The sequence below is a fragment of the Larkinella arboricola genome (genome assembly GCF_003259745.1).
Lineage (GTDB): Bacteria > Bacteroidota > Bacteroidia > Cytophagales > Spirosomataceae > Larkinella > Larkinella arboricola.
The window spans coordinates 54656-75633 of the sequence record NZ_QLMC01000001.1 but is presented as its reverse complement, the minus strand read 5'-3'; the positions used below and the strand labels follow the sequence as shown (position 1 = coordinate 75633).

The following is a 20978-nucleotide window of genomic DNA, read 5'->3' as shown; positions in this document are numbered from 1 at the left end:
GGTTGGGTTATGCTTCGGCGTAAATATCGATGATCTCCCCTTCAGCAACCGTAACAATCGCTTTTTTCCAGGTTGACGTACGGCCAGAAGTAATGGCGCCTTTTTTCGTGCTTTTTGATTTTTTATGACCAATGCACCGCATCGTGTTTACTTCTGTTACCGTAACACCGTACAGTTTCTCGACAGCCTTTTTGATTTCGATTTTATTGGCATTCATCGATACCTCAAATCCGTATTGCCCTTTCTTGTTCTGGGCGGTCACCTTCTCGGTAATGATCGGTCTTTTCAGTACGTTTTCCATAGTCAATTACTGGAGAAGAGATTCTAGTTTCGACAAGGCACCTTCAGCAATCAGCAGACGATCAGCATGCATCAGATCATAGGTGTTGACATTGTCAGCCGTCGTAACTTTTGCTTTCTGCAGATTACGGCTTGACAGCACAACATTGGTATCCACATCCGGCAGGATCAATAACGTTTTGGTATTCAACGCCTGAAAACCGTCCAGAAACTCGATGTATGATTTTGTGCGGGCCGCTTCCAGCGTAAAGTTTTCCAGGATCGATACACTGTTATCCTTTACTTTAGCTGCCAGCGCCGACTTACGAGCCAGTTGCTTAACTTTCTTGTTCAGTTTGAACGAGTAGTCGCGGGGACGAGGACCGAAGATGGTTCCACCGCCAACAAATACCGGCGATTTGATAGAACCAGCGCGGGCACCACCCGTACCTTTCTGTTTCTTGATTTTACGGGTTGAGTGAGCATTCTCACCCCGTTCTTTTGCCTTGTGCGTTCCCTGACGTTGGTTAGCCAGGTATTGTTTCACGTCTAAGTAGATCGCGTGCTCGTTCGGCTCAATTCCGAAGATATTATCAGACAAAGTTACTTTTTTGCCTGTATCCTCTCCTTTCGAGTTATAAACTGCTACCTCCATGATTACTTATCTAAAATGAGGAACGAATTTTTTGCGCCCGGTACCGAGCCGCTCACAACGATCAGGTTCTGCTCGGGCAGAACTCTCAGAACGCGCAGGTTCTGCACTTTAACCCGGTTGCCGCCGTAACGACCCGCCATCCGCAAGCCTTTGAAGACCCGCGACGGGAATGAACAGGCACCAATCGAACCCGGGTGACGCTGACGGTTGTGCTGGCCGTGGGTTTGTCCACCGACCCCGCCAAAACCGTGGCGTTTCACGACGCCTTGAAAACCGCGACCTTTCACAGTTCCTACGACATCAACGAAGTCACCTTCAGCGAAAACATCCGCAACCTCCAGGGTTTGACCTAGGTTCAGGTCTTGCTCGAATGTTTTAAACTCAACTAATTTGCGTTTCGGCGTCGTACCAGCCTTTTTAAAGTGACCAAGCAACGGCTTGGTGGTACGTTTTTCTTTCTTTTCACCGTAACCCAACTGGATGGCTTGGTAACCATCCGACTCCTGCGTTTTTACCTGAGTAACAACACAGGGACCAGCTTCAATGACTGTACATGCCAGAGCCTGCCCGTCAGCATTGTACAGACTGGTCATCCCAATCTTCTTTCCAATTAAACCAGACATAATAAGTGGTTGTAAAGCAGGAATTATATAAATATAAACCCAAAAAACGGAGTGCAAAGGTATGAATTACTCCCCTCTATTCCAAACCGTATTTTATTTATTATCAACTATTTCCGTCGAAAACAAAAAAGGCCAGGCGTGTTACACCTGACCTTTTGCTCGGTTGATCCATGTTCATGGATTACCGGCCTAAAATAGTCAGATGTGGTTTCCTAGTGGGACCTTCACCCGATTTATGTCGTTATTTCTACTTCGTAATTCGGACTGCAAAGATAGGCTATTTCTTTTCTTTCTAAAAACTTTCTACGAAAAATTTAGAAAGAATTTTTAGCCTTATACTTTGATCTCTACATCAACACCGCTTGGCAGTTCCAGCTTCATCAGTGCATCAACCGTTTTCGCGCTCGTTGAATAGATATCTACCAGGCGCTTATACGTACAAAGTTGAAACTGCTCCCGAGACTTTTTGTTAACGTGCGGAGAACGCAGGACCGTAAATTTTTCTTTCTCAGTCGGCAGAGGAATCGGGCCGCTTACAATGGCACCCGTTGACTTAACGGCTTTGACAATTTTTTCAGCCGACTTATCGACCAGCATGTGGTCGAATGACTTCAGTTTAATCCGAATTTTTTGATTCATGACAATTTGTGGTTCTGATAAGTTAGCCGATTCGAGACCGGCGGCCCGTTACTGAAAGAACCATTTACTCCAGTAACACGGCTTTTATAAAAAAACAGAGAGCAAGTAAAGTTAACTGCTCTCTGTTCTAAAAAATTAAGCTTTAACCGTTCCCTTCGCTTTAGCCACGATGCCTTCCGCCAGGTTAGTCGGAACTTGCTCGTAGTGTGAGAACGTTAGGTTGGCCGTTGCACGACCCGATGACATCGTCCGCAGATCCGTTACGTAACCGAACAGTTCAGACAGAGGTACATCGGCTTTGATAACTTGTGAACCTGCGCGGGTATCCATGCCTTTCATGATACCACGACGACGGTTCAGGTCACCTGTGATCGGACCCGTGTATTCTTCTGGTGTCAGGACTTCCACCGCCATGATTGGCTCGAGCAGTTTCGGACCAGCTTGTTTAGCGGCTTCACGGAAACCAAGACGAGCGGCCAATTCAAACGACAGTGAGTCAGAATCGACATCGTGGAAAGAACCGTGGAACAACCGTACTTTCATCGAGTCTACCGGGTAGCCCGCCAACGGACCTGTTGACATGGCCTCGCGGAAACCTTTCTCGACAGATGGAATGAATTCGCGTGGAATAACCCCACCTACAATACCGTTTATAAACTCAAGACCCGTTTTGCCTTCTTCACCGGGCATGATTTCGAACACGATGTCGGCAAACTTACCACGACCACCCGTTTGCTTTTTGTAAAGCTCGCGGTGTTCGAAGTTTTTCGTCAGCGTTTCTTTGTAAGCAACCTGCGGAGCGCCCTGGTTTACTTCTACTTTGAACTCCCGACGCATCCGGTCGATGATGATTTCAAGGTGAAGCTCACCCATACCACGGATAATCGTCTGGCCGGTTTCTTCATCCGTCTCCACTTTCAGGGTCGGATCTTCCTCGATCAGTTTACCGATGGCTTTCGAGAAGTTATCCTGATCAGCGGTTTTCTTCGGCTCAATGGCATAACCAATAACCGGATCCGGGAAGATCATGGATTCCAGAATAATCGGGTTTTTCTCATCGCAAAGGGTATCACCCGTCTTGATGTCTTTGAACCCAACAACTGCACCAATATCACCAGCCCGCAGTTTGTCGATCTGGTTTTGTTTGTTGGCGTGCATCTGGAAAATCCGCGAAATCCGCTCTTTGTTGCCTGAACGGGTGTTCAGAACGTAAGATCCAGAATCCAGCGCTCCTGAATAAACGCGTACGAAACACAGACGACCAACGTAAGGGTCCGTAGCAATTTTAAAGCCCAGTGCCGTGAAAGGATCGTTTTCCGTCGGGTGACGAACCACTTCCTGATCGGTGTTCGGGTTAATTCCTTTAATTTCCGGTTTGTCGAGCGGAGACGGCAACAGCGCCATCACGTAATCGAGCATCGTCTGAACACCTTTGTTCTTGAACGAAGAACCGCACAACATCGGAACGATTTTCATTTCGATGGTAGCCTGACGCAGCGCATTCAGAATTTCATCTTCGGTGATCGAGTTTTCGTCTTCGAAGTATTTTTCCATCAGCGACTCGTCGTATTCCGCAACGGCTTCGAGCAGTTTTCCGCGCCATTCGCGGGCTTCCTCGATCATGTCTTCCGGAATCGGCACTTCGGTAAAGGTCATCCCTTTGTCCTGCTCGTTCCACTGGATACCCCGGAAGTTAACCAGATCAACAACGCCTTTGAAGTTATCTTCAGCACCGATCGGCAACTGCAGCGGCACGGCATTGCTACCGAGCATTTCTTTCACCTGATTGACCACATTCAGGAAGTCAGCACCGGCGCGGTCCATTTTATTAACGAAACCCAAACGGGCTACGTTGTAGTTGTTGGCCAACCGCCAGTTGGTTTCTGACTGCGGTTCAACACCGTCTACCGCACTGAACAAAAACACCAGACCATCCAAAACGCGCAATGAACGGTTTACCTCCACCGTAAAGTCAACGTGACCCGGCGTGTCGATGATGTTCACATGGTAGCTCTGGTCACGGTATTTCCAGTTGACGGTTGTAGCAGCCGACGTGATGGTGATACCGCGTTCCTGTTCCTGCTCCATCCAGTCCATGGTAGCGGCCCCTTCGTGTACTTCACCGATTTTGTGGCTGACCCCGGAGTAATAAAGAATCCGCTCGGTGGTAGTCGTTTTACCGGCGTCGATGTGGGCAGCGATACCAATGTTTCGCAGGTATCGAAGATCAGTTGCCATAATTGAAGTAGTATTTCAGAAGTTAATATGCAATTGAAGGTACGCAAGAAAGCCCATTTCCATGAGAAAAGGCACTTTTCGCGAATCAGAGCGCAAAGATAGGAAAAAAGCGTTGTAAAAACAAAACAATTGCAAACACTATTGGAAAAGATAACCAACAGATACTTACAGCAATACCGCTATTAAAACGGATAACCGATGGCAACGTTCAAAATTAGATTTTCCCGACGCCAGCTCCGGCTTCCCGGGTTGATTTCGTCGAACACCCACTGCTGTCCTTCCGGCAACCACGGTTTACGCAACGGGAACGCCAAATCAAACCGTAAAACGAAATACGATACATCAATCCGCAGGCCTACACCGGTGCCCACAGCCAGTTGTTTATAGAAGTCAGATGTAAAATGAGTACCGGCTCCATAAGAACTTTCTTTGGAATACATCCAGACGTTACCAACGTCCAGAAACAAAGCTCCTTGCAGGTATTTATTGAATTTTGGTCGGATTTCGGTGTTATACTCCAGCTTAATATCGCCCCCACCGTCCTGAAGAATAACCGAACCGTCCAGGTAGCGGGTGTAAATACCAGGTCCGACCGCCCGGGGACGAAAGGCCCGTAAACTGTTGGCTCCACCGACGAAGTACTGCTTGACAAACGGTAATTGAGTGGAGTTGCCGTAAGGGATACCCAGACCACCAAACACCCGATTGGCCCAGGTAAGGCCGGGCGATAGCCGGAAGAAATGACGACTGTCGAGATCGACCCGGAAAAACTGGGAGTAGGGTACGCCAAAAATGACCTCCTCACCCATTTCGTTTCTTTTACGCGTCAACAAGGACCCCAAGTTACCCGCCGGTTCGACGTTCATACTCAAACGGTACGTATAACCTGAGTTGGTACGGGGAGAAGAACTTAGGTTGTAGGTATAGAGTGAGCTAAGAATTAGCTGCTCTGAATTTAGAATATTAATGTATTGCTGCCGTGTTGTAGGGTCGGCTTCCAGGGCAAAAAATTCTTCGGTAAAGCTGGAAGGCAGGACGTAGTTGATGCTAATGGGCTGAAAAATATGTTCCATTTGCGGATTGCTGCGCCAAGTATACCCAAAGGTGGTCAGGAAGGAATTTAAATGATAATATTGGCTACGAACAATTAAGTCATAGCTGAGCGAAACAATGGTTTGGGGCAGGGTTTGTCCGCGTTGATAAAACTTGATCGGAATAGGCGAAACCAGCCGGGGGAATGTCACACTGCCCTGTAAACCGTAGCGGTAATTGGTAATACCCGTCCCCCGGGCACCGATTTGAAATTCAATTCCGGCATTGGCACTGATCGTCAGCAGCTCGGAGCGACCCAGTACATTGCGATTTCGCCAGTTTAAACTCAACTGCGAACCCACCAGGTTATTGGAACGGCTCGTTCCCGCCAATTCAAGCCGGGCCGATTGCTTTGGGTAGGGTGTCAGAAAATAATGAACATCCAGCACCGCCGAGTCTCCCGCCTGTGCAGGTTCAAACCGGTTCCGGACAAATTTAAACGAACCGACATTAATAAACCGCGAGAGCGTAACGTCCTGCGCCCGGCTGTTGTAGCGCCAGCCGGGTCTTAACGCGATGATGTCCCGGAATAATTTGGGATTATAAATACCCGCCGGATCGACAATTTTCAGTTTACCAAACTGAACCGCCTGATTCTGCGATGTATCCAACTGCGTTGTATTGGACGACAAACTGTAGGTTGGATAGACGTAAATATCCCGCACCGAATACGGCAGCAAAGCCGCAGGCGGTGTTTCGGGCTTGATTGCCAGATACAGCCGCGTTCGGTGATTGCCCTGGGCGCTGTCGGCCAGTACGGCAATGTAATCGGGCTGGAAATAGAAGAATCCCTGCCGTTGCAGGGCCTGCGTAATCCGTTCGCGTTCCAGCTTGATGATATCAAACCGGTAGGGGTTACCTTTCTTCAGTAAACTCCGTTTCCGCACCTCTGCTATCGGTTTGCGCAACGTCGTTGAGTCCATCAAAAACGCCACCGAATCAATCAGGTAACGCTGCTGAACCTGCACCTGATAAACGCCGGTTGCCTTGTAATCTTCCTCGTGCAGACTGCCCGAAACCGTTGACCGGAAATACCCCTCGTTTTCGAGGAAAGCCATCCAGATCGCTGAATTGGCAGATAGAGCCTTGGCACTTGCAAAAATCGGCGCTTCGCCAATCTTCCGACGTAACCACGACCGGAAGCCTTTTTCCTTCTTGGGCTCACCCACCATATAATACAAGCCAACCCGGTAGGGATAACCAAACAGCGTTTTGTTAGGCTTCGGACGGGCCATTTCGGTCAACTGGGTTTCAATCTGGCTTTTTTCCGATTTGGAAACCGTCGAATCTACCTGAACATTGATCTGGGTACCCACGTATAATTTCTCACCGGGCGGAATGTGTCGGGCCACATGACAGCCGGTCAGCGTGAGGAATGCAACACTACTGTATAGAAGACTCCTTCTCATTGATTTTCTTTTTCCTCCGGTTTACGAAAGATTTCACTCAACAGGTTATAGTCGACCGTGATGACAAAACCAATACCGGTTTCGATCACGTACCCTTCCAGAACCGCCTGATAATCACTCTTGCGATAGCCGCGCAGCATGTAACGCCCGTCGCGGGTGAGGTTATAGTTCAGGGACAGGTTATCGAATACTTCATTGGGGTTCCGGTTGATACCGGTATTGTTTTCCAGCACAAAGTTGCGCCCCACCGAAACCGTCAGTCGCCCTTGCAGGAAGCTGCGGGATATATCGACGTTTAAGTCTGTTCGGGTGCCCACCTTGTTGTTGGCAGCCGCCGATTGGGTCGATGAAAGCAGATCAAAATTGACATCAAACCCTTTGAGCAGGCTGGAGGCAAACCGCTCAAGCTGATCAGAAAGAATCTTGCTGACGCTACTCCGGGCAATTTCTTCGGTGTTAATTCCTCCTCCGGATGAGCTGGACGTGTTTTCTGAGATAAAGCTGCCCAGAACCATCAACCCGAAGACCTGTTTGTTCAACTGCGATGGATCCTGCCGCAACTGCGTCAATTTGGAATTCACCGCGTCGATCACCGTCCGGGACGCCAGAAAATCTTCTTCCGGCATCGCAATATCAAAGCTGATGTCCGGCGCTGACAACTGGCCTTTCATTTTCAACAGGACGTTGAACGGTATTTTCTGTTTGGCTGCGGTCCGGAGTTGTTCGCTGGTTTCGTTGGCAATCAGGTTCGAAGGCACCGCCGTGGTCTGGTAAACCGCCGTAATGTCCAGTTGTGCCCGGAAGGGATCACCCGTCCAGGTAATGAAACTCCCTTTCTGAATCGAGAACGTCCGTTTAAGTACCTGATACGTTAACGAATATTCTCCTTCAGTTACATCATACCGACCCAGCAGCGAAATGTTTCCGCTCTGGCTTATTCCGACGTTCAGACGAGCGTTACCTTTGATGCGCAGGTTGTCGCCGTTGAGTTCGTCAACAATGACGGTAATCTCCGATTTCTCGTTGGCTTCCAGACTCAGATCAATCTGGGCATTGCTTAAATCCTGAAAAGCCATCCGGGGCAAAGCCGTGTCGGGTTTGGCCACCGTCAGGTATTTCCGCAGCGCCAGGGTGTCGTTGTGGTCGATAAACGTGATAATCTCGCGGGCTTCATTCACGGTGGAGCTTTCGTCGGGCAGCACCATCGTAATCTTGCTGTCGTCCTCCAGTTTGATGGAACCGCTAATGGTCGGACTGGTTCCGCTACCACGAATGTTCAGGTTGGCACTAATGGCTGCGTTTCCGTACGCCAGATCGTTGTCCTTCCGGGTGGCATTCAGCACCTGAAACCGGTCGGCCTTAATGTTCAGGTTATAAGCCATATCCGGCAATTCCCGGATGGTGATCGTACCGTTCGTTGTCAGGTTGCGGTTCTGCCCATCCCGAACGCTGAAATCCTGGAAATTGATGGTTTTTTCGCTAAACCGGATGGTTTCATTATCAATCTTGTAGGTGGCATTCAGGTACGCTACATTGAAAGCCAGCGAATCGAAGGAAATGGAACCGTTCATCCGGGGTTGAGCCGTTGAGCCGGTTACATCAACCTGACCCCGCAACTGTCCGCTGGTTTGCCGCAACTGTCCAAAGCTGAACGCTTCGATGGTCTGGGCACTCAGTTCATCCAGATTGATTTTGAAATCCAGCGCCTGATCGGGATTCGAAGAATTGTAAAAACCCGTAACCCGCGCCCGGTTGCCGTCGCCCGTCAGGGCAATATCCGTCGAAATCCGCTGATCGGTGGTATTAGCAAAGCGGGCCGTCAGGTTGCCAATGGCTTTTTCCATCACCTTCAGGCTATCCACAACCACATCGCCGGTAAATGACAGATTGGTCATTACATCCCGCAGGACGACATCCCCGTTCAGCATTCCGCCCACCATCGTCGTATCCTGATTCGCCAATTTTGCCATGTTGGTCAGGTTGATGTTCTCGACCTTCACCCGCATCGGCGCATTAGGTACTTTTTCTTCGCTGTTGACCAGAATCCGCTGCGAACCAGTCTGAAGCAAAAACCGGTCGGCTACAATGCCTTTTTCGCTGTATTGAATATAACCGGTTGTGTCGCCGGTCCAGCGTTGGTAATTAGTCAGCAAACCGTCAGGGTTAAACCGGAACTGATACGCCCGATCGGCAATGGCCAGACTTCCGGAAAGCCCATACCACGCCCGGCCCGTCGAATCATCCGTTTCAACTTCAAACCAAAGCTTGTTCTTGATGGCTTCGGCGTTCAGTTTGGTAACATTCAGCCGAATACCGTTCGTATTCACGGCATTGATCAAACCCGTTATACCCAATCGTCCGTTCACGCCCGCCAGATTCATGGTCATGCCCTGAACCTGGGTGGTGTCGTATTCAATAATACCGGTTTTTAGTGAAGCCAGAAAGGTGGTATCCTGTGCATTATCAACATAGGCCCTGAACGTAACGGGGTCCATCCGGGTCAGCGCAGGCACAAAAGCCGCCAGCAGCGGATGCTGATTCAGCGTCATATCAACCCGGAAATTATAAGGCGGGTTAACGGGATTATACGTAAGATCGGGCAAAGCGAGGTACTTGCTGAACTCGCTAACGGCAATGTCGTACAGACGGGTGTAATCGAACTGGCCATCAAGGTTCATCCGGGCAAACGGCAGTCGGGCTTCCACGATTTTGCGAACACCGTCTACATCCGCTTTTACATAAAAAGAATCCAGCGGGTAGGTTTTGCCGTTCAATCGCACCACGGTTTCGCGGGCGGCCAGGATGCCAACCGGCTGGGCCGGATCGGTCGACGCAAAGTCAAACCGCAGCTTTCCTTCCACACTGAGTGGGTCTTTGTAGAGTTTCAGTTGGGTTACGTCCAGTTTCTCAATCGCCAGACCGCCCCGCACGCTGGGAAATTCCTCCAACAATCCTACCTGTGCGGCCAGCGCAAGTTTTGCATTCGGATCATCAAGGGTACTTCGCATCCGCAGATTTCCCTGCTCCAGTCGGCCCTGAGCAACAAAGTTCTGGTAATTATAACCCATCAATTCCGCCTGACGAACGTTAAGCCGGAAAGTCGTCTGCATGGTTTTGACATCAATACCCCGGCCGTCGAAAGTAGCATCGGCAGTAATACTTCCGATGGTTCCCTGCTGCCCCAGCCAGCGCCCGGCTTCCAGACGCGCCAGCGACAGCGTGCCTTTGTAAGCCTGTCCTTTCCCGGCCACAAAACCGCGCACATTTCCGTCAAAATCAACGTTTCCCCAATCGGTTTGGAGCGCAGAATTGATGTTTAAATTATCCAGCTCACCCTGAAAACGACCCGTTAGCCGGAGTTTGGGCGGAAGGTTGAACGAATCGGGCAGCGTGCCTTTCGGTACAAGCTTTCGAATATCAGCAAGCCGGGTCGAACCTTCGGTTAGATTAATATCCATCGCCAGCCGGTTTACATCCGTCACATTCCGCAACCGACCACTCGCCCGCAGCCGGGTTCCGGCCAGCATATCTACCTCAAACGTCGGAATGCTCAGATTCGCCAGCGTACCCCGCATCAGCGTGTTGACCCGAATAACGGCCCGACGATCTTCGAAGAAAGGCGAGGTACTGGCCAGAAACGGTGCCAGTTGCAGCATATCCGCCACCGCCAAACGGCTTTCCTTTAAATTGACCCGGACACCCACACGCCCGGCTTCCCGCGGACGGCTGAGCTGGCCGATGGAATCATAGCGCAGAATCAGCTGGTCGCGAAGCAGGGTGTGGGGCGTCTGTACATAAAGTTTGGTAACCGAGGTCATCGTATCACTATATACGACATCAGCGTCGAGCCGCTGGAGTGCAAAACCGCTCTGGTCGCGAAACTGGCCTCCACGGAATTTTCCGGCAATCAATTGGGGAGAGTATTGCAGCGCCTGGGCGTTGAGCGAAAAATCCTGCAAATCAAGGTGACCGTAATCCAGGCCAGTTTTCTGGCGGGGCTGATTCTGGTTTTCAAACCGAATCCGGTTTTTTGCCAGCGCCACCCGGCCAATACTGGCCCGCCAACCGCCCGCATCATCGGTCGTTGCCGCGGTGGTCGAAGCCGGTGAACTGGGCTTTGTAGTCGCTTTGGTTAAAATGGCGGCAATATCGGCATTGGCCAGTTCCAGCGATCGGATGCCAACCCGCTGTCCGTCCATGTAAAGATAATCCGCATCCATCACCAGCCGCCCAAGCGACCCGCGGGTCTGGAAATCAGCCTCTTCAACGTTCACATCCCAACGCGCCCGATTAACCCGCCAACTGCCCAGTTTCAGATCGAGCGTATCACCGGGCGCCGAAGGTGTGGGCGTCTCCGGTGTATCAATGGCTTTATAAAGCCGGGTATTAGCCACCAAACCGTCTATGTTAACCGTCCGAAGGTGGTATTGCGATTTGGCAACGTCGGTTTCGTCAAAATTGGCCCGCAGACTATCCAGGTACGCACCCACCTCTGCCCCTACGACATCGTCTTTGTAACGAATTCGAACGTCTTTCAGGATCACGGCCGCCAAGCTGATGTCCATCGGAGCCGCCGTGGTATCAACCGGCTGCGGAGGTCCGCCGGTATCAAATGCATCAATGATATACTGAAAATTAAAGGCGGTGTCGGGGAGGGTCCGGTTTAGGTTGACCCGGACGTTTTCCAGTTCAATTTGATTGAGTGCAACCCGGTTTTTGAGCAACCCCATCATGTCCAGATCAACCCGGAGCTTTTGGCCCGCCAGCAGCGTATCGCCCTTGGGGGTAATGAACAGAACATCTTCCAGACCGACGTAATCGGGAATGTCGTAGGTAATGCGGCCAATCCGGAAGGGGCTTTTTATTTTTCCGGCTAAATAATTATTGACCTGGCGGGTAACAAACTCCTGCCCCCAGGTCGTTGTGGCAACGACGCCGAGAAACCCAAGTACCAGAAAAATCAATGCCAGTATGGCAAGGAAAAAAAACGTCAGAAATTTTTTCACGTTCCTTATTATAGTCTGCGGATAGCTTATCGTCTACTTTTTTTCGGTATCAGTATTATACACCAATACGAAGTGTAGACGAAGAATGTTGAGTACCGGCTAATGCTGGGTACAAAAAAGTAGCATCTGGTACTAATTAGCCGGTCTACCCGACTCATCCCATAAACCGCATAACAAGGATTATGTTCTGGATATGTCCCTTCTTAAATGCGTTTTATTTAGAAAAAACACCTTTAGCAATCAAATAAGGAATAATGAGCCAGAGCAGGCCCTTGATGAGAAAGAAAAGAAAGCCCAGCCAGCCGACGCGTTTGAGCCATATTTTAAACCGGTTGTTCATGGTGTGGTCTGATTAAAGCAATACCGTTGTCGGCACTGGAAGTCTAGTCACGTATTAATACACCAAAGTTAACCAACTGCCAGGTTATTGAAAACCGTCGGGGCACTTTTGCTATTGGATACCCGGTCTACTTGTCATCTCTTCCGGAATATTACATTTTAAATTAATTTAATTATATTGTTCTCAGGAATATGTCATTTCCGCTCAGTAAATTGGGTCGAAAGCCGGCTTATTCCTAGTCGGTACGTGACGCTTATCTTCTCTTGGAACGCATTACAGCTACTGATTACAAAACCCTTGCCCCTCAGGAGCTCTGGCAACGCTTTAAAGCCGGTGATAAACTGGCTTTCGGCGCACTGGCCCAGGTGCATTACCGTAGTCTTTACAACTACGGGTTGCGACTTACTGCGGATTCGGAACTGGTTTGGGATGCGATCCAGGATTTGCTGGTGGACTTATGGGACCATCATCAAACGGTTGGCGATGCGGTTTTTGTAAAAACATACCTGCTTAAATCCCTGCGTTATAAACTCTTAAAACTCCTACCGCACCACCCCTCTCTTCATCTCGACGAACCGGCTCCCACGCAACTGCCCTATGCCGATTCCATTGAGCAACAGATCATTGACGACGAAAGCCATACCGAACAAACCCGTCTGCTGCACCAGCTGATGGCGTCGCTCTCCAAACGCCAGCAGGAAGTTTTGTATCTGCGATTCTATCAGAATCTGGATAACCATGAAATTGCCCAGATCATGGGTCTGGAGCGCCAAAGTGTTGCCAATCTGCTTCATCGCACGTTCAAGGAACTCCGCAGTCAGTGGTCGTCCAGCCTTTTGCTGGCCTTGCTGGTACTCGTGCGCTCCGTATAAATAGCCCATTCGTTTAGCCGCTTATCCTCCTTCCGCAGCTTACTGCTCTAAGCGCCTGTTTAAGCAGCAGTTAGCAACAATTGAACTTTGCCAGAAAATAATTTTACTTTTTTATGAGTATTGCACCTTCCAATCCGGCACTATGCCAGTAGAAGTTATAGAATGCCATTTGCTCAATGATTAATTACAGAACGTACGAAGCGGAAGACTTTCTGTTCGACGAATCGTTCCGACAGTGGACTACGGGTACATCTCCGCAGGCAGCCCATTTTTGGGAACAATGGCTGGCCCAGAATCCGGATCGCGCCGAGGTTACCCAGCAGGCCCAGGAATTGATTCATGCCCTGAACGATCATTATCAGGACGATGCAACCGATGACCGGATAGAGCTGGAGGTGAAGAAGCTGATGAGCAAAGCCGCCGAACGCCGGGAAACCGAACAGGAAGAAGAGACTGAGCATCCGGTTATTCCGCTCGGGCAACGGCCCTGGTGGCGCTGGGCCGTTGCAGCTTCCATTATGCTGATGGGCGTAAGCACCTGGTTTTACGTAAACCGGCTACCGAAACCGGCCCTGGACTCGTACGAATATGTAACCCGAACGGTAACGACTATACCGCTTGAGGAAAAGGTAAACACCGGCACCAAAGCCATCAATGTTTTGCTGAGCGACGGCAGCGTGGTGACCCTGAACCCAAACAGCCGACTCAGCTATCCATCCCATTTCAATACCAGTGCCCGTACGGTGTACCTCAGCGGGGAAGCCTTTTTCGACGTGGTGAAGAACCCGGCCAAACCGTTTTTGATTTACGCCAACCAAACCGTTACAAAAGTACTCGGAACCAGCTTTTTAGTCCGTGCCTACTACCGGGAAAAAGAGGTGACGGTTATGGTAAAAACCGGGCGGGTGTCGGTCTATTCGCAGAAAGATTACGAGAATGCCCAGCAGAGCGGGGTTCGTCGCGTCGATGGGGTGGTCCTGACGCCCAACCAGCAGATGACCTACAACCTGGAAGAGAATCGGCTAGTGAAGGCCCTGGTTGAAGAACCGGCGGCTTTGATTGCCAACCGGCCCAGTCGTGAGCAGGTGTTTGAGGATGCGTCGATTGCCAGGGTTTTTTCAAGCCTGGAACGAACCTATGGTGTCAAACTGATCTTCGACGAGGATGCGCTGGCGGCCTGTCTGGTGAACGTGACCTTCAACGAAGAAAATCTAATGGAAAGGCTGGACGTGATCTGCCAGACCATCGGTGCATCCTACAAAGTACTGGATGGGCAGATCGTCATCACCAGCAAAGGCTGTCAATAACGCATCAACTATTCCTAAACCCATAATCTATATTCCAAACCATCGCTAGCCTAACCCTTCGCCTATGATTTAATTTACGCATCGCTTCTTACAAAAAAGGTCAATGATGGTACCAGCATCATTGACCTGACAAACCCCTTTTTCGATCAACCTGTGCCGGGATGATTAAGGGAATTTTTTGTCCATTCGAAACCCCAAACAGCCAAAAAACAATCAAAAGTATGGAAAAACTTCGACAACCGCTTAGCCTGTTGCGTAGCTTTATGAAATTGACTTTCTATCAGTTACTCCTGGCAGCAGTCTTCACCGGACTGGCTCTGGCCCGCCCGGTGGAAGCGCAGCGAATCATGGATCAGCGCGTGACCATACAGGTGACCAACCAGCCCGTGAGAGCCGTCCTGAACCAGTTGGGAAAACAGACCGATGTTCGTTTTGCCTTTCGTTCATCCCTGATTCAGTTGAACCAGCGGGTGACGTTCAGCGCGACCAACCAGCCCCTGGGCGAAATTCTGGATAAACTCCTGAAACCGCTGGACCTGAGCTATCAGGTGAAAGGGCGGCAAATCATTTTGAACCTGGAACCCCGGCCACTCCCCTCACCCGAAGAAATTCTCCGCAGAAGCGACGCGGCTGCCGTTGACCAGACCATCACCGGAACGGTTGCCGACGAAACCGGCGCCCGGCTGCCGGGGGTGAGTGTGGTCGTTAAAGGAACCTCGCGCGGCACCACCACGGATGGCAACGGCCAATACCGAATGACATTGCAGACCGGCGATGCCGTGCTGGTGTTCAGCTTTGTGGGCTATACGTCTCAGGAAATAGCTGTCGATAACCGTTCCGAGATCAATGTCAGTCTGGTGACCGACACCAAAAACCTCAGCGAAGTGGTCGTGGTCGGTTACGGTACGCAGAAACGTTCGGACTTAACGGGGTCGGTTTCGTCGGTAAAAGCTGCCGAAGTGAAGAACCTGCCGGTTCGCAGTGTAAACGAAGCCTTGCAGGGCCGGGCCGCCGGGGTGCAGGTGACTCGTCCGGACGGAACGCCGGGTGGTAGCTCCGACATCGTCATTCGGGGCGTTGGCTCCATCGGCGGCATGGCTCCGCTTTACATCGTAGACGGTATTCGGATGGGCGCGGGCAACAACTTCAACCTTCAGGATGTCGAGTCCATCGAAGTGCTGAAAGATGCCAGCGCGGCTGCCATTTATGGGGCGCAGGCTGCCGGTGGCGTGGTTTTGGTAACCACCAAACGAGGGGGCAGCCTAGACAAAATGAACATCAACTTCAACGCCTATTACGGTGTTCGGCAGCCCCGGAACCTGTATAAAATGCTGAACACGGCGGATTACATTACCGCTAAAAAAGCGTTCGGCGTCAATACCAACGGCTGGGGCGATCCGGCCAGCCTGCCCAATACCGATTGGGTAGACGAAATTTTCCAGAACGGAAAAGAACAGAGTTATTCGCTTTCGCTGGCGGGTGCATCGGCCAAAGCCAATTATTACCTCTCGGCCAACTACCAGCGCGAAGATGGAACCATCATCGACAACTCGTTTGAACGTTACGGGCTGCGCTCCAACGCGGATTTTAAAATCAATAAACGGTTTAAAGTCGGAGAAACCCTGTTTGCCTGGAAAACCAGTACCAACCCGCCCCAGAATACCACCTTTCCGTTCCGTTCGGCCCCGCTGATCGCCGTCCGGGACGAAACCAACCCGTATGGCGGCTGGGCCAAAACCGGTTCGTTTTTCACCGGGCCAAACTTGGTGGGCTGGGAAAATAGTCACCACCGCCTGAACGATCAGTACGCTCTGGAAGGCAACCTTTATGCCGACTGGGAAATTACCAAAGGGCTGAATCTGCGCTCGACGTTCGGGGCTTCCATTTACAGCGGTCGGAATTATACGTTCCGCGAATCCCACGACTTTGGGGTGGTCCGAAACCCCATTGCGTATTTAAGCCGGGAGCAAACCAGTCAACGCAACCTGACGGCAAACTTTGTACTGACATACGACAAAACCGTTGGTCAGCACGAATTTAAAGCGATGGCCGGTTATGAAGCGTTCCAGCAGGACCTCAGCAACCTTTACGCCGAAGCGCAGGGTTTCCAGATTATCACCTATAATCTAGGCCTGAGCACCGATCCGAGTACCTACCGCGCCAGTGGGGGCGAATATCCGCAAACCCGGCTCCTGTCGCAGTTTGGCCGGATCAACTACACCTACGCAGGGAAATACCTGCTGACGGCCAACGTTCGACGGGACGGTTCTGACCGGTTTGGACCCGCCAATCGCTGGGGGGTATTTCCGTCCTTCTCGGTGGGCTGGCGCGTAAGCGACGAAGCCTTTATGCGCAACATCCCGGTGATCTCGACCCTCAAGCTGCGGGGAAGCTACGGAAAGCTGGGCAGTACCAGCAACATTCCGCAATTCACGTATCAGGCATCGTACGGCGGATCGGGCGGTACAAACATCCACGGCCTGCCGGATGGCAGCCGCGCCAAAGGGTACGCCCTGACGGCGCAGTTGCCCAACGAAAACATCAAGTGGGAAGAAGTCCGGCAAACCGATATAGGTGCCGACATTGGTTTGTTCAACAACCAGTTGAACCTGGTGATCGACTGGTACAGCCGCCAGACCGGGGACATGATTTATCAGGTCCCGGTTCCGCGCTCAGCGGGTTTTGCCGGCTCCAACGTTTATACCAACATTGGTCAGATGAGCAACAAAGGGCTTGAACTGGCCCTTGATTACCGGGGTAAAAAAGGCGGTTTTACGTACAGCATTGCCGCCAATGCCGCATTCAACAAAAACCTGGTTAAACAACTGAGCGGCACGAACAACAACCCGATCAACGACGGCTCGGGCGGTGACTATCTCGAAAGCACCATTGCCCGCACGCAGGCCGGTTACCCGCTGAGTCAGTACTACGGTTACGTCACCGAAGGGATTTTCCAGAGCGATGCCGAAGTGGCTACCCTGAACCAGCAGGCGCAGGAAAAAGCCGCAGCCGCCGGCAGACCGACCACGGGCGTTTTCTATCAGAACGCCGGAACGGGTGCGGGTGATCTGCGTTTCCGGGATACCAACGGAGACGGTCGGATTACAATCGATGACAAAACGTACATCGGTAGTCCCTGGCCCAAAATGACGTACGGTTTGACGCTGAATCTGGGTTGGAAAGGCTTCGACCTGTCGGCGCTGTTCCAGGGAGTGCAGGGGCTGGATATTTACAACGCCAACCGCTACTACACGCAGTTTTTCGTGGGTGACTACAACACCACGGGCGATATTTTCGAAACGTCGTTCTTCAACGGAAACGGGCTGACCGATCGCCCGCGTGTGGGCTATACGGATGCATCCGGCAACTACATTCGCGACCCGAACTCCAACTACACCCGGATCTCTGATTACTATGTGGAAAACGGCTCCTATCTGAAACTGCGCAATTTGCAGATTGGCTACACGATTCCGAATACCGTAACCAGTAAAATCAAAATGAGCAGCATCCGGGTCTACGCACAGGGTCAGAATCTGATGACCTTAACGAAATACACCGGCATGGACCCCGAAGTACTCGGACGCAATGGCACCACCGGCCGGGGTATTGATGCTATTTACTCGTATCCGCGCACCACGCTGCTATCGCTGGGCATCGACGCCAGTTTCTAATTCACCAGACCTTAATCCGTTGAAAAACGATGTTTCATATCATGAAGCCATTCCTGAAAATAACCCTCTTTATAGCACTCGTCAGTCTGGCAGGCTGTAAGGAAGATTTCATTGACGTAACCAACCCCGGCGCGTTGTCGACCAACAACTACCCGAATACCATCACGGACCTGGAGCAATTGCTGACGGGCGTTTACGGTACGCAGCACTCGGCGGGCCTGTATGGGCACAACATCTACGGCAAAGGGTTTTATATGTGGGATCACACCGCCGACCTGAGCTGGCAGGGCACACCGACCTGGATTCAACTGGCACAGAACAACTCGCAACCGAACGACGGTTTTCTGTCGGAAACCTGGCGCGATAGCTGGAAAGGTGTGCAACGGGCTAATACCCTGCTGATCAATATCGAAAAATTCCGTCCCAAAGCGACGCAGGAAGCCGATAAGAAATCCCTCGACCTGATTAAAGGGCAGGCGCTGTTTTTGCGGTCCTGGTATTACCAGCACCTGATAACGATCTGGGGAGAGTCGTTCATTATCAACAATCAGGGCGGAGACAAAATGGGCGTTCCGATCATCACCGAAGCCGCGACGAGCCTCGACCAGACGCAGGTGCCGAGGGCCACGGTGAAAGAGGTCTGGGATTTTATCATCAACGACCTGAAAGCCGCCGAAACCCTGCTGGCCGGAAAAACCTGGCCGGGTGCGAATGAAAAACACAAGATCAGCGGATGGGGCGCCAAAGCCGCGCTGGGCAAAGCCTATGTGTATACGCAGGACTGGACCAACGCCAAAACCGCGCTGGCTGACGTGGTCAACAACAGCGGAAAATCGCTCGTTTCGTTCGAGGTGTACAAAGATATGTTCAACGGCAAAAACGAGTTCAATTCCGAATCGCTGGTGGAAATGAACCTGAACGTGGACATGACCGCGCGGGGCAATACCGAAAACTCTATGGGTACGAGCATAGGCATGGTACTGGCCCCGACTTACGTAGGCGACAACAACCTGCCCGCGGCTTCGGCCTGGTCGAACGTGTTTCCGCACGCCAAAAACATTGCCCGCTTCGGGTTTAACGAAGGCCATTATTTCAAAGCCGGAACTACGCAGCCGCTGGCAACGAATGTTGATCCGACCTACGTTACCCGTTCGCTCCAGGCCCGTCGGAACAAAACCGTGGACCCGCGTTTGTGGGTATCCTGCTGGCAGCCTTACGTGGATAGCATGACCGTCAGCAGCCGCAAACGGCCTCTGTCGCACTTCCTTGACATCAGTGAGATGGACATGGAAGCCTGGAGTTTCCGCAAATACCTGACCATCGACGCAACCGAAACCGAGGTCAATATGGCCAACGGCAACAACATTCTGCTTCTGCGGCTGGCCGATGTGTACCTGCTCTACGCCGAAACGCTCATCCGGACTGGCGACAACGCCACCGCTTTGGAGTACATCAACAAGGTGAAACGGCGAGCCTACGGGTATCCGGTCAATGGCGCATCGCCGGTTGATTACAAAAGCCTGACCGACGCGACGAAAGCGCCCGACCCGGTCCTGAAAAACGATCCGCTCAAGTACGAACGCTGGGCCGAGTTGTTTGGTGAAGGTCACTGGTGGATCGATGTGCGACGCTGGCAGATCGGGCCGCAGGAAGCCGCTTATTACCAGCGCATCCGGGGCGGGGCCATTCAGTGGGAAGATACCGATTACGCCCAGCCGATTCCTATTGATGAAATTAATTCGAATGTTAGTATGAAGCAAAATTCGGGTTACTAGCCTGACGGATTACGAGCGGAGCAGCCCCCGAAACCGCTGCTCCGTTCCTGCTTTATGAGTCAGGGTTTGTATGTCCATTCTATGAAGAAAGTCCTATTTCTTGTTAGTGCGCTGGTCAGTTTTGCCAGCATGACGCGGGTAGCGCCTTTTCCACAGGCCGAAATCTCCAACGGTATTCTCCGGGCTACACTCTACCTGCCCGATTCGGTCAACGGGTACTACCAGGGCGTCCGGTTCGACGGGTCGGGCGTGATCGCCAGTCTGGATTACAAAGGCCATTCCTATTTCGGCCCGTGGTTCGAGAAATACGACCCGAAGCTCCACGATGCCATCAGCGGCCCGGTGGAAGAATTTACGCCCATCGGGTACGAAGAAGCCAGACCGGGTGACGAATTCCTGAAAATTGGGGTGGGTTCGCTCCGCAAAGCCAAAGACCAGCCGTACCGGTTTGCCACACCCTATGCCCTTGTTAATCCCGGTAAATGGACGGTAAAATCCAATCGTGATGCCGTAATCTTCACCCACGCGCTAACCGATGCCGCCGGTTATTCCTATCTCTACCAGAAAACCGTTAAGCTGCTGAAAGGCAAACCCGTTCTGGTATTGGAACACAGCCTGAAAAACACCGGCCAGAAAGCTATCGCAACCACCGTTTACGACCACAATTTCTTTGTGATAGACAACCAGCCAACCGGCCCGGATGTATCGGTTACGTTTCCCTTTCAGCTTCAGGTGAAACCCACGCGCGGCATGGGCACCCTGGCCGATGTGCAGGGCAACCGGTTTGTTTACCTCCAAGAATTACCAAAAGGCGAAAGCACGCACTGCTACCTGACGGGTTTCGGCGATTCAGTCAACGATTACGATTTCCGCGTCGAAAACCGCAAAACCGGGGCCGGTGTCCGGGTCGTGGGCGATAAACCGATTGTGCAACTGGCGTTCTGGTCCATTCCGACCACGGTTTGTCCCGAACCCTACATTCAGGTGAAAGCCGAACCGGGCCAGACGTTCCGGTGGACGATTTCGTACGAATTCTATCAACTACCCAAAACCGCATCCGTCAAGTAACATT

12 protein-coding genes are annotated in these 20978 nt (G+C 51.5%); 5 read left to right on the top strand and 7 right to left on the bottom strand.

The window, feature by feature from the left end:
- Positions 1-7: 7 nt before the first annotated feature.
- The 7 genes from rplW to LX87_RS00220 all read right to left on the bottom strand — a co-directional run bounded on the left by rplW (position 8) and on the right by LX87_RS00220 (position 11941).
- Positions 8-301 (bottom strand): 50S ribosomal protein L23, encoded by a 294-nt coding sequence (gene rplW / locus LX87_RS00250; protein ID WP_111626179.1) that lies wholly within the window; start codon positions 299-301, stop codon positions 8-10.
- Positions 302-307: 6 nt separating this feature from the next.
- Positions 308-934 (bottom strand): 50S ribosomal protein L4, encoded by a 627-nt coding sequence (rplD, locus tag LX87_RS00245; protein ID WP_111626178.1) that lies wholly within the window; start codon positions 932-934, stop codon positions 308-310.
- A gap of 2 nt (positions 935-936) precedes the next feature.
- The gene (gene rplC, locus LX87_RS00240; RefSeq protein WP_111626177.1) at positions 937-1557 is read right to left on the bottom strand and encodes a 50S ribosomal protein L3; all 621 of its coding nucleotides are present in this window, start codon (positions 1555-1557) and stop codon (positions 937-939) included.
- A gap of 333 nt (positions 1558-1890) precedes the next feature.
- Positions 1891-2196, bottom strand: coding sequence for a 30S ribosomal protein S10 (gene rpsJ, locus LX87_RS00235; RefSeq protein WP_111626176.1), 306 nt, complete (start codon positions 2194-2196; stop codon positions 1891-1893).
- A gap of 135 nt (positions 2197-2331) precedes the next feature.
- Positions 2332-4434: an elongation factor G gene (gene fusA, locus LX87_RS00230; RefSeq protein WP_111626175.1), complete on the bottom strand. Its 2103-nt coding sequence runs from the start codon at positions 4432-4434 to the stop codon at positions 2332-2334.
- Between the two features lie 182 nt (positions 4435-4616).
- A complete protein-coding gene (gene tamL, locus LX87_RS00225; RefSeq protein WP_111626174.1) occupies positions 4617-6935 on the bottom strand; it encodes a translocation and assembly module lipoprotein TamL in 2319 nt (772 codons plus the stop codon).
- Complete coding sequence (locus LX87_RS00220) at positions 6932-11941, bottom strand: translocation/assembly module TamB domain-containing protein (protein WP_229310498.1); 5010 nt, start codon at positions 11939-11941, stop codon at positions 6932-6934. Before LX87_RS00220 ends, tamL begins: the two co-directional genes overlap by 4 nt.
- A gap of 603 nt (positions 11942-12544) precedes the next feature.
- On the opposite strand from LX87_RS00220, the gene LX87_RS00215 reads away from it, so the two are divergent.
- The 5 genes from LX87_RS00215 to LX87_RS00195 all read left to right on the top strand — a co-directional run bounded on the left by LX87_RS00215 (position 12545) and on the right by LX87_RS00195 (position 20974).
- The gene (locus tag LX87_RS00215) at positions 12545-13153 is read left to right on the top strand and encodes an RNA polymerase sigma factor (protein WP_229310497.1); all 609 of its coding nucleotides are present in this window, start codon (positions 12545-12547) and stop codon (positions 13151-13153) included.
- Between the two features lie 176 nt (positions 13154-13329).
- Positions 13330-14460, top strand: a complete 1131-nt coding sequence (locus LX87_RS00210) for a FecR family protein (RefSeq protein WP_111626173.1) — start codon at positions 13330-13332, stop codon at positions 14458-14460.
- A 221-nt stretch (positions 14461-14681) separates the two neighbouring features.
- Positions 14682-18131: a SusC/RagA family TonB-linked outer membrane protein gene (locus LX87_RS00205; protein WP_111627416.1), complete on the top strand. Its 3450-nt coding sequence runs from the start codon at positions 14682-14684 to the stop codon at positions 18129-18131.
- Between the two features lie 41 nt (positions 18132-18172).
- A complete protein-coding gene (locus LX87_RS00200) occupies positions 18173-19906 on the top strand; it encodes a RagB/SusD family nutrient uptake outer membrane protein (protein WP_111627415.1) in 1734 nt (577 codons plus the stop codon).
- A gap of 81 nt (positions 19907-19987) precedes the next feature.
- Positions 19988-20974, top strand: coding sequence for a hypothetical protein (locus LX87_RS00195; protein WP_111627414.1), 987 nt, complete (start codon positions 19988-19990; stop codon positions 20972-20974).
- The last annotated feature ends 4 nt before the right edge of the window (positions 20975-20978 follow it).

Bases quoted from the DNA above. Each gene is read 5' to 3' on its own strand.
- rplW (WP_111626179.1), bottom strand. From the start codon at position 301: ATGGAAAACGTACTGAAAAGACCGATCATTACCGAGAAGGTGACCGCC.
- rplD (WP_111626178.1), bottom strand. From the start codon at position 934: ATGGAGGTAGCAGTTTATAACTCGAAAGGAGAGGATACAGGCAAAAAA.
- rplC (WP_111626177.1), bottom strand. From the start codon at position 1,557: ATGTCTGGTTTAATTGGAAAGAAGATTGGGATGACCAGTCTGTACAAT.
- rpsJ (WP_111626176.1), bottom strand. From the start codon at position 2,196: ATGAATCAAAAAATTCGGATTAAACTGAAGTCATTCGACCACATGCTG.
- fusA (WP_111626175.1), bottom strand. From the start codon at position 4,434: ATGGCAACTGATCTTCGATACCTGCGAAACATTGGTATCGCTGCCCAC.
- tamL (WP_111626174.1), bottom strand. From the start codon at position 6,935: ATGAGAAGGAGTCTTCTATACAGTAGTGTTGCATTCCTCACGCTGACC.
- LX87_RS00210 (WP_111626173.1), top strand. From the start codon at position 13,330: ATGATTAATTACAGAACGTACGAAGCGGAAGACTTTCTGTTCGACGAA.
- LX87_RS00205 (WP_111627416.1), top strand. From the start codon at position 14,682: ATGGAAAAACTTCGACAACCGCTTAGCCTGTTGCGTAGCTTTATGAAA.
- LX87_RS00200 (WP_111627415.1), top strand. From the start codon at position 18,173: ATGAAGCCATTCCTGAAAATAACCCTCTTTATAGCACTCGTCAGTCTG.
- LX87_RS00195 (WP_111627414.1), top strand. From the start codon at position 19,988: ATGAAGAAAGTCCTATTTCTTGTTAGTGCGCTGGTCAGTTTTGCCAGC.